A 16955-nucleotide genomic window follows, 5' to 3' on the forward strand; every position below is an offset into this window, starting at 1 on the left:
GCAGGACATGATGATGGTGTCGAACGGTCGGCGGGTTTCCGCCGCACACAAGAAGGCCGCCGGATGGTCCCGGCTGGCAACCGGAGCTCTGGTGGCTGCCCTTCTCGCCGGTTGCGCGGTGGGCCCGGACTATCAGACCCCGGGCATGAACCTGCCGGGTCACTGGAAGAACACGGATGCCTCCACGCCGGCCTCCACGCCGCATCTGGCGTCCTGGTGGACCCGTCTTGGCGACCCGCAGCTTGACCGTCTTGTCGAGCAGGCGATTGCCAGCAATCTGGACGTGCGCAGCGCCAAGGCCAAGATCCGGGAAGCCCGTGCCAGCTACAAGCAGGCCAATGCGTCCCTGTTCCCGAGCCTCGACGGCAGTGCCGGCGTGACCCGTCAGAAGTCGAATGGAAGCGTCGACACGGTGTGGAACGGCGGCTTCGATGCAGGCTGGGAGCTGGATCTCTTTGGCGCCAACCGCCGCTCCCGGGAAGCCGCCCAGTATGGTCTGGATGCGGCGGAAGAAGAGCTGCGCTCGACCCTGCTCACCCTGATCGGGGACGTGGCCACCAACTATGTGGAAGCCCGCGGCTATCAGCAGCGCCTCGCTCTGGCCGAACGCACCGCCAAGTCCCAGGGCGAAACCGCCAAGCTCACCCGCAACCGCTTCCAGGCCGGGTCCTCCTCCGGCGTGGATGTCGCCAATGCGGAAGGTCTGGCGTCCTCCACCCTGGCCAACATCCCGACGCTCAAGACCGCGCTCGCCGCAGCCGTTCACCGGCTCGGCGTGCTGACGGGTCAGGAGCCCACGGCGCTGTCTGCTCAGCTGGCGGCGTCCAAGCGCATCCCGCGTCCGGCCCTGCCGCTGCCCTCCGGCGTTCCGGCGGATATCCTTCTGTCCCGTCCGGATGTGCGCCTCGCCGAGCGTCAGCTGGCCCAGGCCACGGCGAAGATCGGCGCGGCGGAAGCCGCCCGTTATCCTTCCGTCAGCCTGAGCGGTGCCGTCTCGACGGCAGCTACCGACTTCGGCGATCTCGGCAAGAACTCCACCATCAGCTGGTCCTTCGGCCCGAGCCTCTCGGTGCCGATCTTCAATGCCGGCAAGCTGGCCGCAGCCGTGGAAGTGACCGAAGCCCAGCGGGATCAGGCCTTCCTTGCCTATCAGGCCTCCGTGCTTGGCGCGCTGGAGGATGTGGAGAACGCTCTGGTCGGCTTCACCCAGGAACGCCGGCGTCTGGCCTCTCTCAGCAAGTCCGCCGACAGCTACCGCGAAGCGGCAAAGCTGTCCCAGTCGCTCTATCAGACTGGCGCGGTCAGCTTCCTCGACGTGCTGGATGCGGAACGCTCCACCTATTCGGCCGAGGACACGCTCATCCAGAGCCAGGTCAATCTGACCACCTATTACATCTCCCTGCACAAGGCGCTTGGCGGGGGCTGGAACGGCGCTGCCAACGCCGACACGCCGGAAGTGGTGGACCAGAACACCGGCCCGCGTCTCGCCAAGGCCGTCACCGGCTGAGCGATCGGAACCTGAAACACGACAAAGGCCGGAGCATCGCTGCTCCGGCCTTTTGCTTTGCGCGGCGCGGCGTGCGCCTCAGAGGGATGCGGCATCCATCGAGGAGACCGGATAGGGGAAGCGGGTGAGCTGATCCCAGGCCCGGTACTGGGAGAGGAAGACCTCTCCGTTCAGGTCGTCGATGAAATGGGAGGTCTTCAGCTTGTCCATGACCGGTCCCTTCACTTCCGACAGATGCAGGCCGATACCCATGTCCTTGAGCCGGCGGTTGATGGCCTCCAGGCTCTCCAGCGCGGAATAGTCGATCTCGTTCACCGCCGAGCACATCAGCACGACGTTGCGGATGCGGGTACCTTCCTGAACCCGGTTCTGGATCAGGTCTTCGAGGAAGCGGGCGTTGACGAAATAGAGGCTTTCGTCGATCCGCAGGCTCAGCAGTCCGGCATTCGTGTCAACCTTGTGCCGGTCGACATTGCGGAAATGCTGGGTGCCGGGCACAAGGCCCACCTCGGCCACATGGGGGCGCGAGGTCTTGTAGAGATGCAGCAGAACCGAGAGCACCACGCCGGAGGCCACCCCGATTTCCACCCCGAGCCCGAGGGTCAGCAGGATGGTGGTGATGACGGCGGCGAAGTCCGAGCGGGAATAGGTCCAGGTCTTCTTCAGGATCGAGAAGTCGACGAGGCTGAGCACCGCCACGACAATGGTCGCGGCCAGCGTTGCCTTGGGCAGGAAATAGACCAGAGGCGTTAGTGCGACGGCGGCAATCGCCAGACCGACGGCGGTGAAGGCGCCGGCCGCTGGCGTTTCCGCACCCGCATCGAAATTCACCACCGAGCGCGCAAAGCCGCCGGTGACCGGATAGCCCCCGGTGAAGGCCGCGCCCAGGTTGGCCGCCCCCAGGCCGATGAGTTCCTGATCCGGGTTGATCCGCTGCCGCTTCTTGGCCGCCAGGGTCTCGGCCACGGAAATGGATTCCACGAAGCCGATGATCGAGATCAGGATTGCGGGCAGGGCCAGCTGGGAGACCAGATCCAGCGAGAAGTCCGGCAGGGTGAAGGGCGGCAGGCTCTGGGGCACGGCGCCCACGATGGAGACGCCGCTTTCATCCAGATGCAGGGTGCTGACGAGCGCCGTGGTGACGACGACGGCGGCCACAGGCCCGACCTTGGTGATCATGTCCGCGAGCCGCGGGCCGAAACCGATGCGGCGCAGAAGCGGTTTCAGGCCCTTGCGGACCCAGAACAGGAACGCCGTGGCGCAGACGCCGATGACCAGGGTGATCAGGTTGGTCTGACCCAGATGCTCAAAGAGCGAGAGGACCATCTCCAGCAGGTTCTCGCCCCCCGCTTTGATGCCGAAGATGTGCTTGAGCTGGCTCGTGGCGATCAGCAGGCCCGAGGCAGTGATGAAGCCGGCAATCACCGGATGGCTGAGGAAGTTCGCGAGAAAGCCGAGGCGCAGCACGCCGAGGATCATCAGGAACCCGCCCGAGAGACCGGCAAGCGTCAGGGCCGCGACCGCATAGCCGGCGGTGCCCTGGGCCGCAACCTGACCGACCGCCGAGGCCGTCAGCAGGGAGACGACGGCCACGGGGCCGACGGCCAGCGCCCGCGACGTGCCGAAGACCGCATAAAGCAGGATCGGCACGATGGAGGCATAGATGCCTGCTTCCGGCGGCAGGCCGGCCAGAAGGGCATAGGCGAGGGACTGGGGGATCAGCATGATCGTGACGATGACGGCGGCCACGAGGTCGTTGGTCAGCGCGTTGCGATCATAGGTCCGGCCCCATTCGAGAATGGGGAGATAGCGGCGAAGCAGCTTCATCATTCGGGTCATTCCGGAAATTAGGGCGGCTCCGTCCTGAGTGGGAACGGAGCCGCCTGTCAGCGGCGCCGAGGGGCAACCGGCGCCGAGGGGGATGGGGTCACTCTGCCGCCACGGTGATCTTTTCAGGCTTGGCGAGCCATTCGTGGCCACGCAGCATGGCCTTCCAGTAGAGCGGCGGCAGCATCCGCTCCTTCAGCAGCCAGGCAAGATGGGACGGTTTGGTGCCGTCGATCAGCCAGCTGGGGAAGGAGGGCTTCAGCGCACCGCCGTAGCCGAACTCGGCCAGCACGATCTTGCCGCGCTCGACCGTGAGCGGACAGGAGCCGTAGCCGTCATACTGGGCCGTGGGCGAGCGGCCGTCGATGTCGGCGGCCACATTGTCCGCCACCACCGGCGCCTGCTTGCGGGCCGCCGCTGCGGTCTTGGCATTCGGCGCGTTCATCACGTCGCCGAGCGCCCAGACATTGTCGTAGCTCTTGTGGCGCAGGGTGATCTGGTCCACGTCCACCCATCCGGCCGCATCTGCCAGAGGCGATACCCGGATGAAGTCCGGCGCCGTCTGCGGCGGGCACACATGGATGAAGTCGAAGTCGTAGGTGACCGTCTCCGGCGTGGTGTCCGGCTTGGAGACCTGGAAGGTCGCCTTGCGGTTGGGTCCGTCGATCTCCACCAGATTGTGGAAGAAGGACAGCTCCGCCTCATAGGCCTTCACATACTCCAGCAGGGCCGGAACATATTCCTTCACCCCGAAGAGCACGCCGCCCGCGTTGCAGAAGCGGATGTCGATGTTCGACAAAACGCCCCGGCGCTTCCAGGCGTCCGCCGACAGATACATGGCCTTCTGCGGCGCGCCTGCGCATTTGATCGGCATGGGCGGCTGGGTGAAGATCGCCTTGCCCCCCTTCATCTCTTTCACGAGCTGCCAGGTATAGGGTGCCAGATCATAGCGGTAGTTCGAGGTCACGCCGTTGCGGCCCAGGGTCTCTTCCAGGCCCTTGACCTTGCTCCAGTCGAGCTTCAGTCCGGGGCAGACGATCAGCCGGTCATATTTCACCACCCGACACCCGTCGAGGATCACCGCATTGTTGGCCGGTTCGAAGGCGGCCACGGCAGACTTGATCCAGTGAACGCCGCTCGGAATGAGGCTGCCCATGGTCTTGGCGGTCACCTGGGCATCGAAGATGCCGCCGCCCACCATGGTCCAGCCCGGCTGGTAATAATGGATGTCGGCCGGGTCGATCAGGGCGATCTCCAGATCCGGCTTGCGGGCCTTGAGGCTCGCGGCGACCGAGATGCCGCCGGCGCCTGCGCCGACGATCACCACCTGGAAGCTGGCGTCGCCGGTTTCCGTCGGGGTCTTGCCGCCGTTGGCAATGCGCCGGGCCACGCCGTTCATGTCGTAGCCGGCGGCCTTGGTCTTCTGCAGGATGTCGGGCAGGGGGCGCTTGCCCGCCTGGGACAGCGACCACAGGGTGGCCGAACGGGTGCCCGTGCGGCAATAGGCGAGGATCGGCCCCGGAAGCTCGCGCAGGGCCCCTTCGAAGGCGGCGGCGTCCTCGTCCCGCACCAGGCCGCTCTGCACCGGCAGGTAGCGGGTCTCGAGACCGGCAGACTTCGCGGACCGGTCAATTTCCTCGAAGGTCGGTTGATCCGCGCCTTCGCCATCGGGGCGGTTGCAGATGAGGCTGCGGAAACCCAGAGCCTTGATTCGGGCAATGTCGTCGGCGGCAATCTGGGGGCTGACACTCAGCCGCTCGTCAATGGTACGCAGTTCCATGGGGTCCTCCTCGCCCATGCGTGCGGCCGCTTTTCCGTCCGGCTTCGCACGCATGGTCCTCGTCTTGATGTCCTCCGGGAACGGTCAGAGACCGTTGACCGGCACCTTCAGGAAACGCTTGCCGCTTTCATCCGCCGGCGGCAGATCGCCCCCGCGCATGTTCACCTGCAGCGACGGGATGATCAGCTTCGGCATGTCCAGGGTCGCGTCTCGTTCTGTGCGGAACTTGACGAACTCTTCCTTGGTCTTGCCAGCACCCACATGGATGTTGTGGGCCTTTTCCTCGGCCACCGTGGTTTCCCACTGGATGTCGCGGCCGTTCGGGCCGTAGTCGTGGCACATGAAGAGGCGCGTCTCGTCCGGCAGGCTCAGCACCTTCTGGATGCTGTCATAGAGCGTTGCCGCATCGCCGCCGGGGAAGTCGGCGCGGGCCGAGCCGCCGTCCGGCATGAACAGGGTGTCGCCGACGAAGGCGGCATCGCCCATCACATGGGTCATGCAGGCCGGGGTGTGGCCGGGCGTGTGGATGGCAAGGCATTCCATCTCGCCGACCTTGTAGGTGTCGCCGTCGTCGAACAGCTGGTCGAACTGCGACCCGTCGCGCTGGAATTCGGTGCCTTCATTGAAGATCTTGCCGAACGTGTCCTGCACCACGGTGATGTTGCGGCCGATGCCCAGCTTCCCGCCGAGCTTCGCCTGGATGTAGGGCGCAGCCGACAGATGGTCCGCATGGACATGGGTTTCGATCAGCCATTCCAGCTTCAGGCCGTTCTTCTCGACGAAGGCGATCAGCTCGTCCGCATGGGTGTAGGAGATGCGACCGGCCGCATAGTCGATGTCCATGACGGAGTCGACGATCGCGCAGGCATTGGAGGCAGGGTCCTTCACCACATAGGAAATGGTGTTGGTGGCCTGATCGAAGAAGCCGGTCACGTCCGGCTTGATGTCGGGATGGGTGGTGTAGCTCATGGGGTCCTCCTTGAAACGGTCAACAGTCCCGGCAGGTCTTCAGCCCGACGAGGGAATAGAGCGGGCAGTTGCCCACCACCGACGTCAGAAGGAAGATCGCTGCCACCGCGAGGGCGAGCCAGTGCAGGATGCCGTGTCCCAGCATGGGCAGGACAAGTGCTGCATAGATCAGGAGGGCGGCTGCAATGACGCGCAGCGCCCGGTCCACGATTCCCATATTCCTGGTCATGGTTCTTCCTCCTCGGGTTAGACCGATGGAACACCTTAACCTGCAACGGGCCGGGCCCTCGGTGACATGGTCACCAAAGCCGGAGATTTTTTGAAAAGAGACCGGGAGAGCCTAGCGCTCTCCGGCGGAACGCGCCAGCCGTTCGATGGCGCTGCGCCCCACCAGGCGCACTTCGCCGCGCGCCTGCTCCACCCAGCCGCGCCGCTGGAACTCGGCCAGCGTGCGCGAGATCACCTCCCGCGCCGTGCCGAGTTCGGTGCCAAGGGCCTGATGGGTGGCGTGCACCACGTTGGTCTCGTCTGCTAGCTCCAGCAGGCGGGCGGCCAGCCGCACGTCCATGCGCTGGAAGACGATGTGGTCGATCAGGGTGAAGAGATCGGTGATACGCCGGGAATAGGCCTTGAAGATGAACTCGCGGAAGAGCGACGACCGCCCGGCCAGATCATCGAAGGTGGCCCGGGGAATGGCGACAGCCCGCACGTCCGTCTCGGCGATGCCATCGGCGGAATAATCCTCGAAGGCCAGCATGCAGGCGGTGGTCAGCACGCAGCTTTCCCCTGCATGCACCCTGTAGAGGAACACTTCGCGGCCCGTGTCCGACTTCTGCTGAACCCGCACGGTGCCTTCGAGCAGGAGGAGCAGCGCATCGGCGGACTGTCCGGGCTCGAACACCTGGGTGCCCGCCGGAACGGAGACGATCTGCGATCCGGCGACAAGCGCCTGCTTCAGGTCTTCCGGCAGGCGCTTCAGCCCCTCGAAACGTTCAATCCAGCTCGCGGTCTCGGTCGCCATGCGGGTCTCGTCCAGTCCTCTCGGCATGCAGTCGGGCCGCCGCGTCTGATGCAACCTGCCCCGCTCCGCAATGTGATAAGCCCTTTCGCCGCGAAGGAAAAGGGTGGGGGCAGCTCACAAGCCTATGAGGCGTGGGTTGCGACCTTTTGCCGGTGGCGGATGCGGTCGCTCGCGCTTCGAACTCCCGACAGAAGCCGCGACCAGACGACAGACGCCACGAGCCCGGCGGCAATGGAGCCGAAATAGACCGCCAGCATGATGGCCGGCGTGGGCAGCAGGGCGCCGAGCTTGAACCGGACGACGTGGACCACCAGCGGGTGGCAGAGATACATGAAGTAGGTGGCTCCGGCGAGCAGCACGAGCAGCTTGCCGATCCGGTACTCGATGCGGACCGTGGCGACCAGTAGGAGGATCGCCAGGGCACCTGCGAGCCACCAGGGACGGCCGGTTTCCGCACCGAACTGGGCGAGCGCAAAGCCGAGGGCCACCAGCGGAACAGCCAGTTTTTCAAGCCAGCTCCGTGCAAAGAAGGCAGCCCAGCCGAGGAAGAAGGGATAGAGCCAGCCATCGACCGTGAGATTGATCTCGTTCCCGTTGGGCCATGCGGCCCGCCCCAGAATGCTCAGACCGCCGGCAAGTATGGACAGCCCCAGCATGACGACGAAGGGTCGCTCCCGCATCAGGTACCGGAACGCCGGAATGAGAAACAGTCCGCAGGTGATGACCATGGCGTGGATCAGGCTTTCCACGAACCAGAAGCTGAAGAGAACGCTTCGCTCTTCCGGAGTGAGCACGAAGACGCTGCCCAGAAGATACCAGGAGATGGACTTCGCGGCCGGTGTGACCACCAGAAGAGCCGTCATCAGCAGCATGTAGGGGATCAGCAGTCGCGTCGCGGTGCCCACGAGAAAGGCCCGCACTTCCCCCATCAGCAGCTTCGGGAGATGGATCATCGCCATGCTGTAGCCGGCCAGCGCAAAGAGAATCCCGGAGCCTCCGCGCAGGAATTCCGTATGATCCGGATTGCTGTGTCCGAGGAAGATGAGGGAGATCGCCAGCAGCCTGAGGAGAACATCCGTGCCCATGGTGAGCCGCCGGCGGACCGGACCTGCCGTCCCCACCTCCGGCTGATGCGCGTCAGCCCTTGCCTGAAGCTGAGCAACGGGCAGCGTCTCCCATCCTTCGGGGATCGTGCCGATCAGTTCCTCCAGGCCAATGGAGACGCTGACATAGGCGAGGGAATCGCCACCGAGGCCGGCGAAGCTGTCCTTCTCGTCCGGAAGCGGACGGTTCATCGCGCGGGCGTAAAGCTCGGCGACACTCATCTCCCGACCGCGCGTGGCCCGTGAGGCGGCTTCGGCGGCGGCCATCTTCGTCAGTCCGGTTTCGCGCAAGGTGACCAGATCCACCTTTCCGGACGATAGATGAGGCACATCGGTGACCGTCCAGGCGAAGATCGCAACCGGCGGCAATCCGCATTCGCGGGCGACAAGGGTCCGCGCGGCATCCGGATCACCGGACCGCATGGCGAGCAGCAACGCCCCGTCGTTGCCCGTCACGAGCGCATCGAAGCCCGCCTTGCGCAGAAGGGCTTCCACGTCGTCGAAGCCGATCCGCAGTCCGGCAATCTTGGCAAAGCGGCTGAGCCGGCCAACGATCCTGTACAATCCTTCGGCCGTACGCTCGGCCAGATCTCCAGTCACAAGTTCCTGAAGTTCGGCGCTTTTCGCCAGATCGGATCTCGCGAGCGCATAGCCCATCATCACGTTGGGGCCGCGATAGACCAGCTCGCCGGAAATCCCCGGCTCGGAAACGGTGTTGCCCTCGCTGTCGCGGATCTCGAAGGAGCCGCGCGGGATCGGAAGACCGATGCAGCTCGAATGCGCAAGGGCCAGATCCGGCGGCAGATAGGCCATGCGCGCCGTGGCCTCCGTCTGGCCATACATGACCACGAAGGACAGCCCATGGCTCTTGGCAAACTCGGCGTAGGTGCGGACGAGATCCGGCGATAGCCGCCCGCCGGCCTGGGTCAGCGTCTTCAATGTCCTGGGCGGCGCGTTTCGCAGCCCCAGCCGTTCGAACAATTCGTAGGTGTAGGGAACACCGGCGAGATCCGTCACCCCCACCTGATCGAGGAAGGGGCGGAACGCGCCATCAATCACCGACAGGTTGGTGAGGGCGATGGTTCCGCCTGCCTTCAGGAAGGAATTCAGCACGGACAGACCGTAGGAATAATGCATGGGCAGCGTGGTGACAGCCACGCGCTCCGGGCCAAGCCCGAGATACTCCGCGATCGACCGGGCATTCTCATGCAGGTTGGTGTGAGACAGCCGAACGAGCTTGGTGGACCCTGTCGACCCGGAGGTGGAGAGCATGACCCCCAGATCGGGGTGCAATGGGTCGGAACTGCCGGGGCCGGAGGTCAACGTTCCCGCCTGCCAGATCAGGTCCGGCTTGAAGGTGCTGACCAGCGCACCGTCATGGGCAACGGTTCCCTCCGCCGCCAGCACAACCGGCCACCCCGCCTGAAGGGCACCCAGATAGGCAGTCACCGCTTCCGGCGTATTGCTCATTTCGAGAAGCAGGAGCCCGCGATCCTTGCCTGAGATCCGCCGCAGATCGGCACCGAAGCCGCGAGCGAGATCATCGAGCTCCCGGTAGCTGATGCGGCGACCATCCTGCGCGATCAGGGCGCAGCGATCGGCATGACGGGCCAGGTCGGAAAAGAAGAAGGTCTGGGTCTCGGTCAGCATCAGGGAGATCCGGAGTGGCGAGCCTTGAAAAAACGGACTCGAAACAGAAAAAAGCTATTTGCAAATGGCGCGACGGGCAGGTGCCGTCGCGGCCTAAGCTACATCACCGGTCTGACAGAGGGAAAGGGCCCATCGCGATTTCTGGCGATCAGGGTCTGGAAGAATGCCCATCATGGTGAATGGGCGCGCCCTGACGGGGTGGAGGGAACGTGTCCTTTCACCCCGTCAGGCGGTGCCGAGCGGTAGGCTTGCCGCCACGCGCTGGGCTGTCGCCCGCCTACCCCCGCCAGATGGCGACCTGTTGCGGGGTGAGGCGGCGGGTGCCGAGGAGGGGATTGGCGCTTTCCGGCAGGTCCCAGGGTTGCGTGCCATAGTTGAAGGCAAAGAGCAGGTCTCCGCGCCGGCGCAGACGGATGAAGTCGGGCACGGGCAGGGTGTCGAGCCCGGCCGCCTCGACCGCCAGCCTCAACGTGCCGGTCAGCAGGTCCTCGTCGGGCCAGCAGGCAAGCGCCATCACGTTGCCGCGCCGGGTCAGGGCCGGATCCCCGTTGGCGAAGCGGGCCAGAACCGCACAGTCCCGGGCGTCCACATATTCGCGCCAGCGGATGCCTGCGCCGGAAACCTCTCCCGAGACCGCATCGCTGAGACCCGGGCGCAGGGTAGACACCTGGGTGACCCGGGTGCCGGTCAGGGGCTGCAGCGGGCCGGGCGCCAGCTCCTGCGGAATGCGGAAGCTGCGGTCGCGGGATCCGCTGCGCGGGCCGAAGAGCACCACGCCCTCTGCGCCTGCGAGCGCGGCACGCGCGGCCTCGTCCACATGCACCATCGTGGGCACGACCACGAGCCGGTAGTCGGCGAGGTCACCGCCAGGCCGCACGAAATCCACATCCAGCCCGAGACGGCGCAGGGCCTCGTACCAGCGGAAGCAGAGTTCCTCGAAGCGGAAGTCCTTGCCCTGCGGCTGCACCATGGTCGACCAGTAGGACGCATAGTCGAAGACGAGGGCAACCTGGGCGCGGCCGCTGTCCGGCAGGGTGCCGAGCATTGCGAGTTCGCGGCCCACCTGGGCGGCCTCCCGCCCACCGACCGACCACTCGTCGCTGCCGGCGAGGTTCAGGCCCGCATGCATCTGCTCCTGGGCGAAATCGGCCTGGCGCCAGCGGAAATAGCTGACGACCTCCGCCCCGTGGGCCAGTGCCTCCCAGGTCCACAGGCGCACCATTCCGGGCTTGGGCACCGGGTTCCAGGGCGCCCAGTTCACCGGACCGGGCTGCTGCTCCATGACCCAGAAGCGCCCGCGTCCCACAGCCCTGTAAAGGTCGTGGTGATATGCGGCGATGTCGGGATGAGAGGTTTCGGCCCAGCGGGTGCGCTCCGCCTCGGAGAAGGGGAATTTCTCCACGAAGCCGATCGGATAGCTGTCCCAGGAGGCGAGATCCAGATTGTCGCCCACTTTGAAATGGTCGAAATCCGAGACGAAGCCCATGAAATTGTGGGTGATCCAGCGCCCCGGCGAATGCTTGCGAATGATCTCGCACTGCATCCGGTCATAGTCGGCGATCTGGTCGGAATGGAAGCGCCAGAAATCGTGGCGCGTGGCCGGATTCGGCTCGGTCACCGTGCGCGCGGGCAGGGCGACATCCTCGAAACTGGCGAGCTCCATGGACCAGAACACCGTGCCCCAGGCCTCGTTCAGCTGGTCGACGCTCTGGTAGTGCCGGCGCAGCCAGGAGGCGAAGGCCTTCCGGTCCTCCTCGCCCCAGGAGAGCGTGGTGTCGTGGCAGCCATATTCATTGTCCGTCTGCCAGCCGACGATCCCCGGATGGGTGCCATAGCGGGCGGCGACCTTCTCCACGATGCGCGCGCTTTCCCGCCACCAGGTCCGTGACGAGAACGTGTAGTGGCGGCGCGACCCGAAGCCGCGCACCTGGCCGTTTTCCTCGAACGGCAGGATGTCGGGGTATTCGTCCACCAGCCATTTCGGTGGGGTCGCGGTGGGCGTGCCCAGAACGATTTTGAGACCGGCCGCATGCAGCACGTCGATGGCCCGGTCGAGCCACTCGAAGGTGAAGTGATCACGGCAGGGTTCGATCCGTGACCAGGCGAACTCGCCGATGCGTACGTGGGAGATGCCGATTTCGCGCATGCGCCGGGCATCCTTGGCCCAGCGGCTTTCGTCCCAGTGTTCCGGATAGTAGCAGACGCCGAGCATTATCGTGTCAGATCCCCGTTGAGCACGGCCAGGCCGTTCTGGTCGAAGAGATGGCAGGCCCTTGCGTTCAGGCCGATGGAGATGGAATCGCCCGCCCGCTGCGGGGCCAGACCGTCGGCCTTCACGGTCACTTCGGTGCCATCCGTCAGGTCGGCGAAGAAGATCGTCTCCGAGCCCAGATGTTCGGCAAGCCGGACCCGGGTTGTCAGCACACCGTCGCCCCGTCCGTCCGCGTTCATGTGCTCCGGCCGGATACCGAGGGTCATGGGGCCCGCCTGCACGGGTGTGCCGGCAAGGGTACGCCCGTTCAGCGGCAGGTCGATCTGCCCTCCACCCGGAAGCGTCACCCGCGCGGCGTCTCCTTCCAGAGCGACATCGACCTTGAGGAAGTTCATCTTCGGCGAGCCGATGAACCCGGCGACAAAGAGATTCGCCGGGCGGTGATAGAGTTCCAGCGGCGAGCCCACCTGCTCGATGTGACCGGCCGAGAGAACGACGATCTTGTCGGCCATGGTCATGGCTTCCACCTGGTCGTGGGTCACGTAGATCATCGTGGCCTTGATGTCCTGATGCAGGGCCGAAAGCTCGGCGCGCATCTGCACGCGCAGGGCCGCATCCAGGTTGGAGAGCGGCTCGTCGAAGAGGAAGACCTCCGGATTGCGGACGATCGCACGGCCGATGGCCACGCGCTGCCGCTGGCCGCCCGAGAGCTGGCCCGGCTTGCGCTGCAACAGCGGTTCAAGCTGAAGCATCTTGGCGGCCATTGCGGTGCGTTCCGCGATCATGGCCTTCGGGTGTCCGGTCATCTTCAGGCCGAAGCCGATGTTCTCGGCCACCGTCATGTGCGGATAGAGCGCGTAGGACTGGAAGACCATCGCCACACCCCGCTCGGACGGGCCCACATGGGTCATGTCCTGATGGCCGATGGAAAGCGACCCGTCGGTGATCTCCTCCAGCCCGGCGATCATGCGCAGAAGCGTGGACTTGCCGCAGCCCGAAGGCCCGACGAAGACGCAGAACTCCCCGTCCTTCACCTCCAGATCGATGCCCTTGATCACCGTGACGGCGCCATATTGCTTGCGGATGCCGCGAAGGGTCACGTCAGCCATGGGTGGGGTCTCCGGTGATGGGTTCGAGTTCGAGGAGCAGGGCGCTTTCGGGGCGCAGCATCGGCAGGGGCAGACCGGCGGACGTGAGGTTCGCCAGATCGAAGGAGACGGCGCCGGCGAGCAGGTCGCGCTGGGCCTGCGAGCTGCGGATGAACTCCGGAGCCTGCGGGGAATGGGAGGCAATGCGCCAGCGGCCACCGAAGCGGGTCGCGGCAGCGGGCAGGCGCAAGGGGGCGGGCTGTTCCGCCACCATCTGCGGCCCTTGCGCCACGATCACCGCGATGCGATCCGCAGAGGCTGCACCCCAGACGTGGCGACCGTCCACCGGATCGAGCCGGAAGGCGGCGCCCGGCGCATGGAGCAGGGATCGCAGGCGCTTGTGGGTTGCGATATATCCGCCCAGCTCCTCGCGCTCCGCCGCGCTCATCTCCAGCGGATTGAGTTCCACGCCGAAGTGATAGGCCATGGCCACCAGTGCCCGGAACGACAGGCTCAGGATCCGGCCGGTCTGGTGATTGGGGCTCGCCGAGACATGGGAGCCGAGCAGCTCCGGCGGCAGGAAGGCCGAGGCTCCACGCTGGATCTCCAGCCGCTCCAGCGCATCCGTGCAGTCCGACGTCCACACCCGGTGCGTCTGGGCGAGCACGCCGAAATCGACCCGGCCGCCCCCCGAAGCGCAGCTTTCGATCTCCACGGCCGGATGGGCCTTCCGGATGCGCTCCATCAGGGCATAGACGGCGCGGGTCTGGCGCGCGGTCATGGCGCGGCCCTTGCGCCCGCCCACATGGGTCAGGTCCCGGTTCATGTCCCACTTGATGTAGGCAACCGCATGGGCGCGCAGCACCGCGTCGATCTTGCAGAAGAGATGGTCGGAGACTTCGGGCCGCGACAGGTCGAGAACCAGCTGGTTGCGCGACAGCAGCAGCGGACGCCCCTCGACCTGCAGCACCCAGTCCGGATGTGCCTTGTAGAGCTCGGAAACCGGGTTGATCATCTCCGGCTCGAACCAGATGCCGAACTCCATGCCGAGGCCGGTCACATGATCGACCAGCGGGGCCAGCCCGTCCGGATATTTCGTCGGGTCGATGTCCCAGTCGCCCAGGCTCGTGGTGTCGTCGTCCCGGCGTCCGAACCAGCCGTCGTCGAGAACGAAGCGCTCGATGCCGATCTCGGCGGCGGCGGTCGCCTGAGCCTTGAGACTGTCCATCTTGTGGTCGAAGTAATTGCCTTCCCAGGTGTTCAGCGTCACCGGTCGCGGTCGCATCCCGCCTTCCGGCCAGGGCACCAGCTCCTCGCGCAGGAAGGCGTGGAAGGCGGCGCTGTCCGACCCCGCATAGGCAACCGGGCTCTCATAAGTGTCGCCCGGCGCCAGGCGCATCTCGCCCGGCTCGAAGAGCTCGCCCAGATGGACGAGCCGCCGTCCGTCGTCGCAGCTGTCGATCACGATCTGGTGGTTTCCGGAAAAGCCCAGGGCCACGCCGAACCGCTCGCCACCACTCTCCACGAAGAGCATGGGCACCCGGTCGTGAGATGTGCGGCCGCGTCGGCTTTCCTGGGACCAGAGCCCCTGGCCGATTACGTCGCGCCGGGTCTGGAATTCCCGCCCCCACATTCCGGTGGTGTGTTCGACCAGAAGATCCGCTCCGGTGGTCGCGAAACTGCCCGCCATGCAACGATCGAGCTGATAGGCGCTCTCACCGTCGTTGGTCAGGGTGACGCGGGACGAGATCAGCCCGCCCTCGTGGGCGTTCAGCGTGATGGCAATCGCGATCCGGGCAACGCCGTCGCGAGCGCTCAGCGTCAGGCTGTTGTCCCCCCTCGTGGCAGACCAGCCGCTGAAATGGAGCAGGAAGTCGCTGCCGTCGCGATGGCCCGAGATCGCCGGCCAGCCGAAGAAGCCCATGCCCCCGGTCGGCAGAAGCACGCAGGACGGCACCGCCGCATCCATGCCGTTGATCCGGCTTGATCTTTCGATCAGCGGCGCTTCGCTTTCGCCAGCCGCGCCAAAGGCAAGGATCTCCGGCATGCCGCTTTCGGGAAGGCGCAGGGTCAGCCCCAGCGCGGAGGAGGAAAAGGAGACGATCGAACTCATCCCTTGGTGGCTCCGAGTGTCAGCCCGGCAATGAAATGCCGCTGCATGAGGAAGAACATGAGGACCGGCGGCAGGGCGGCGATGATCGATCCGGCGGAAACCAGATGCCAGGCCGCGACCCACTGGCCGTTGAGGGAATAGAGACCGGCGGTCACCGGCATGGCGTGCTGCCCCTGAACCAGAACCGTGGCCCAGAAATAGTCGTTCCAGATGAAGGTGAAGACGAGCACGGAGAGTGCTGCGATCGCCGGCCGCATGAGGGGGAGAACGATGCGGCTGAAGATCTTCCATTCGCTGACGCCTTCCACCCGCGCGGCCTCGATCAGGGCAAAGGGAAGGCCCTTGATGAAGTTGCGCATGAAGAGCGTGCAGAAGCCGGTCTGGAAGGCGACGTGGAAGAGAACGAGCCCAATCGTCGTGTCATAGAGCCCCGCCTTCAGGGTCATGTCGCGCACCGGCACCATGAGGATCTGGAAGGGAATGAAATTGCCCGCCACGAACATGAAGAACAGCAGCAGGTTGGCGCGGAAGTTGTAGACCGCCAGGGCAAAGCCGGTCAGGCAGGACAGCGCCACCGCTCCGATCACGGTCGGGATCGTCACCTTGAAGGAGTTGAGGATGTACCAGCCGATGGGCGAGTTGGCGAAGACGGCGCTGTAGTTCTCGACGCCGGCGAAGCCTGAAGGAATGCCGAAATAGTTGCCGGCCGCCAGGTCGCCCGCAGGGCGCACGGAAGTGATCGCGACGCCGATCAGCGGCAGCAGCCACGCGATGAGCGCGACGGGCAGCAGCAGCTTGTAGCCGATGCGGACCCAGGGAGCGGATTTCTGGATGGGGGTCGGGAACATCAGCCGTTCCTTTCCTGCGACAGCATGCGCACGATGAAGACGGTGATGAAGACCATCATGATGAGGAAGAGCACCACGGCAATCGCCGCGCCATAGCCCATGCGGAAGCCGTATTCGGACAGCGCCTGCTCGTACATGAAGTAGGAGAGCACCTGGCTGGAGCCATAGGGCCCGCCGGCGGTCATGATCGACACCAGATCGAAGGACCTGAGCGACCCGATCACGGTCACCACCAGCGCGATGAAGGAGGCCGGCGCCAGCTGGGGAAGGATCACGTGCCACAGCAGCTTCAGCCCCTTGGCCCCGTCCATGCGCGCGGCTTCCACCTGCTCCGGATTGATGTTGTTGAGCCCTGTCAGATACAGGATCATGCAATAGGCGGTCTGGGGCCAGAGGCCGGCAACGATGATGCCATAGGTCACGAAGCGCTCATCGGCGAGGATGGCGACCTGCTCGCCCGTCAGCCACTCGATCAGCGCCGAGAACAGGCCGAAGTCGGGCGCATAGAACCAGGTGAACATCAGGCCGACGACGACCTGGCTGATCACGAAGGGAAAGAAGAACAGGGACTTGTAGAGGCGGATGCCGAAGACGGTCTGGTTCAGGAAGAGCGCGACCGCCAGTCCCCCCGGAATGGCCAGAAGATAGAGCAGCAGCCACAGAACGTTGTTCTTGAGCGACACATAGAACGTATCGTCATCCAGCAGCTCGACATAGTTTTCGATCCCGATCCAGACCTTTTCGCCCAGTCCGTCCCAGTCGTGGAAACTGATCCAGACCGACTGGACGATCGGAATGAGCACATAAAGCAGAAACATCACCAGACCCGGCGCCAGG

Annotated in this window: 12 protein-coding genes; 1 reads left to right on the forward strand and 11 read right to left on the reverse strand. The window is 65.2% G+C overall.

The features are described from left to right. The first annotated feature begins 10 nt into the window (after window positions 1-10). Window positions 11-1507: an efflux transporter outer membrane subunit gene (locus tag FR728_RS00395; protein WP_377175322.1), complete on the forward strand. Its 1497-nt coding sequence runs from the start codon at window positions 11-13 to the stop codon at window positions 1505-1507. A 78-nt stretch (window positions 1508-1585) separates the two neighbouring features. Here the strand turns inward: FR728_RS00395 and FR728_RS00400 are convergent, their stop codons facing one another. The 11 genes from FR728_RS00400 to FR728_RS00450 form a co-directional block, all read right to left on the reverse strand. Beyond that, window positions 1586-3334, reverse strand: a complete 1749-nt coding sequence (locus FR728_RS00400) for a SulP family inorganic anion transporter (RefSeq protein ID WP_149892127.1) — start codon at window positions 3332-3334, stop codon at window positions 1586-1588. Between the two features lie 100 nt (window positions 3335-3434). After that, window positions 3435-5114: a bifunctional protein tyrosine phosphatase family protein/NAD(P)/FAD-dependent oxidoreductase gene (locus FR728_RS00405; RefSeq protein ID WP_149890693.1), complete on the reverse strand. Its 1680-nt coding sequence runs from the start codon at window positions 5112-5114 to the stop codon at window positions 3435-3437. 84 nt (window positions 5115-5198) lie between these two features. Beyond that, window positions 5199-6083 carry an MBL fold metallo-hydrolase gene (locus tag FR728_RS00410; protein ID WP_149890694.1) on the reverse strand — a complete coding sequence of 295 codons (885 nt, stop codon included), beginning with the start codon at window positions 6081-6083 and terminating at the stop codon, window positions 5199-5201. Window positions 6084-6102: 19 nt separating this feature from the next. Further along, on the reverse strand, window positions 6103-6312 hold the full coding sequence (locus tag FR728_RS00415; protein WP_149890695.1) for a YgaP family membrane protein: 210 nt from the start codon (window positions 6310-6312) through the stop codon (window positions 6103-6105). A 111-nt stretch (window positions 6313-6423) separates the two neighbouring features. After that, complete coding sequence (locus tag FR728_RS00420) at window positions 6424-7104, reverse strand: Crp/Fnr family transcriptional regulator (RefSeq protein ID WP_149890696.1); 681 nt, start codon at window positions 7102-7104, stop codon at window positions 6424-6426. Between the two features lie 122 nt (window positions 7105-7226). Beyond that, the gene (locus tag FR728_RS00425; protein WP_149890697.1) at window positions 7227-9857 is read right to left on the reverse strand and encodes an AMP-binding protein; all 2631 of its coding nucleotides are present in this window, start codon (window positions 9855-9857) and stop codon (window positions 7227-7229) included. A 277-nt stretch (window positions 9858-10134) separates the two neighbouring features. Then, window positions 10135-12069, reverse strand: a complete 1935-nt coding sequence (locus FR728_RS00430; RefSeq protein WP_149890698.1) for a beta-galactosidase — start codon at window positions 12067-12069, stop codon at window positions 10135-10137. Next, window positions 12069-13178 (reverse strand): ABC transporter ATP-binding protein, encoded by a 1110-nt coding sequence (locus tag FR728_RS00435; RefSeq protein ID WP_149890699.1) that lies wholly within the window; start codon window positions 13176-13178, stop codon window positions 12069-12071. Before FR728_RS00435 ends, FR728_RS00430 begins: the two co-directional genes overlap by 1 nt. Further along, complete coding sequence (locus FR728_RS00440; protein ID WP_149890700.1) at window positions 13171-15270, reverse strand: alpha-galactosidase; 2100 nt, start codon at window positions 15268-15270, stop codon at window positions 13171-13173. The genes FR728_RS00435 and FR728_RS00440 overlap by 8 nt, the downstream gene beginning before the upstream one ends. Next, the gene (locus FR728_RS00445; protein ID WP_149890701.1) at window positions 15267-16118 is read right to left on the reverse strand and encodes a carbohydrate ABC transporter permease; all 852 of its coding nucleotides are present in this window, start codon (window positions 16116-16118) and stop codon (window positions 15267-15269) included. The genes FR728_RS00440 and FR728_RS00445 overlap by 4 nt, the downstream gene beginning before the upstream one ends. Then, window positions 16118-16936 carry an ABC transporter permease subunit gene (locus tag FR728_RS00450; RefSeq protein ID WP_149892128.1) on the reverse strand — a complete coding sequence of 273 codons (819 nt, stop codon included), beginning with the start codon at window positions 16934-16936 and terminating at the stop codon, window positions 16118-16120. Before FR728_RS00450 ends, FR728_RS00445 begins: the two co-directional genes overlap by 1 nt. Window positions 16937-16955: the final 19 nt, after the last annotated feature.

This window comes from Roseibium aestuarii (assembly GCF_008477545.1).
In the GTDB taxonomy this organism is placed as follows: Bacteria; Pseudomonadota; Alphaproteobacteria; order Rhizobiales; family Stappiaceae; genus Roseibium; species Roseibium aestuarii.

What these genes read in the sequence shown, in the direction of transcription:
- FR728_RS00395 (WP_377175322.1), top strand. Translation starts at nt 11, where the DNA reads ATGATGGTGTCGAACGGTCGGCGGGTTTCCGCCGCACACAAGAAGGCC.
- FR728_RS00400 (WP_149892127.1), bottom strand. Translation starts at nt 3,334, where the DNA reads ATGAAGCTGCTTCGCCGCTATCTCCCCATTCTCGAATGGGGCCGGACC.
- FR728_RS00405 (WP_149890693.1), bottom strand. Translation starts at nt 5,114, where the DNA reads ATGGAACTGCGTACCATTGACGAGCGGCTGAGTGTCAGCCCCCAGATT.
- FR728_RS00410 (WP_149890694.1), bottom strand. Translation starts at nt 6,083, where the DNA reads ATGAGCTACACCACCCATCCCGACATCAAGCCGGACGTGACCGGCTTC.
- FR728_RS00415 (WP_149890695.1), bottom strand. Translation starts at nt 6,312, where the DNA reads ATGACCAGGAATATGGGAATCGTGGACCGGGCGCTGCGCGTCATTGCA.
- FR728_RS00420 (WP_149890696.1), bottom strand. Translation starts at nt 7,104, where the DNA reads ATGGCGACCGAGACCGCGAGCTGGATTGAACGTTTCGAGGGGCTGAAG.
- FR728_RS00425 (WP_149890697.1), bottom strand. Translation starts at nt 9,857, where the DNA reads ATGCTGACCGAGACCCAGACCTTCTTCTTTTCCGACCTGGCCCGTCAT.
- FR728_RS00430 (WP_149890698.1), bottom strand. Translation starts at nt 12,069, where the DNA reads ATGCTCGGCGTCTGCTACTATCCGGAACACTGGGACGAAAGCCGCTGG.
- FR728_RS00435 (WP_149890699.1), bottom strand. Translation starts at nt 13,178, where the DNA reads ATGGCTGACGTGACCCTTCGCGGCATCCGCAAGCAATATGGCGCCGTC.
- FR728_RS00440 (WP_149890700.1), bottom strand. Translation starts at nt 15,270, where the DNA reads ATGAGTTCGATCGTCTCCTTTTCCTCCTCCGCGCTGGGGCTGACCCTG.
- FR728_RS00445 (WP_149890701.1), bottom strand. Translation starts at nt 16,118, where the DNA reads ATGTTCCCGACCCCCATCCAGAAATCCGCTCCCTGGGTCCGCATCGGC.
- FR728_RS00450 (WP_149892128.1), bottom strand. Translation starts at nt 16,936, where the DNA reads ATGTTTCTGCTTTATGTGCTCATTCCGATCGTCCAGTCGGTCTGGATC.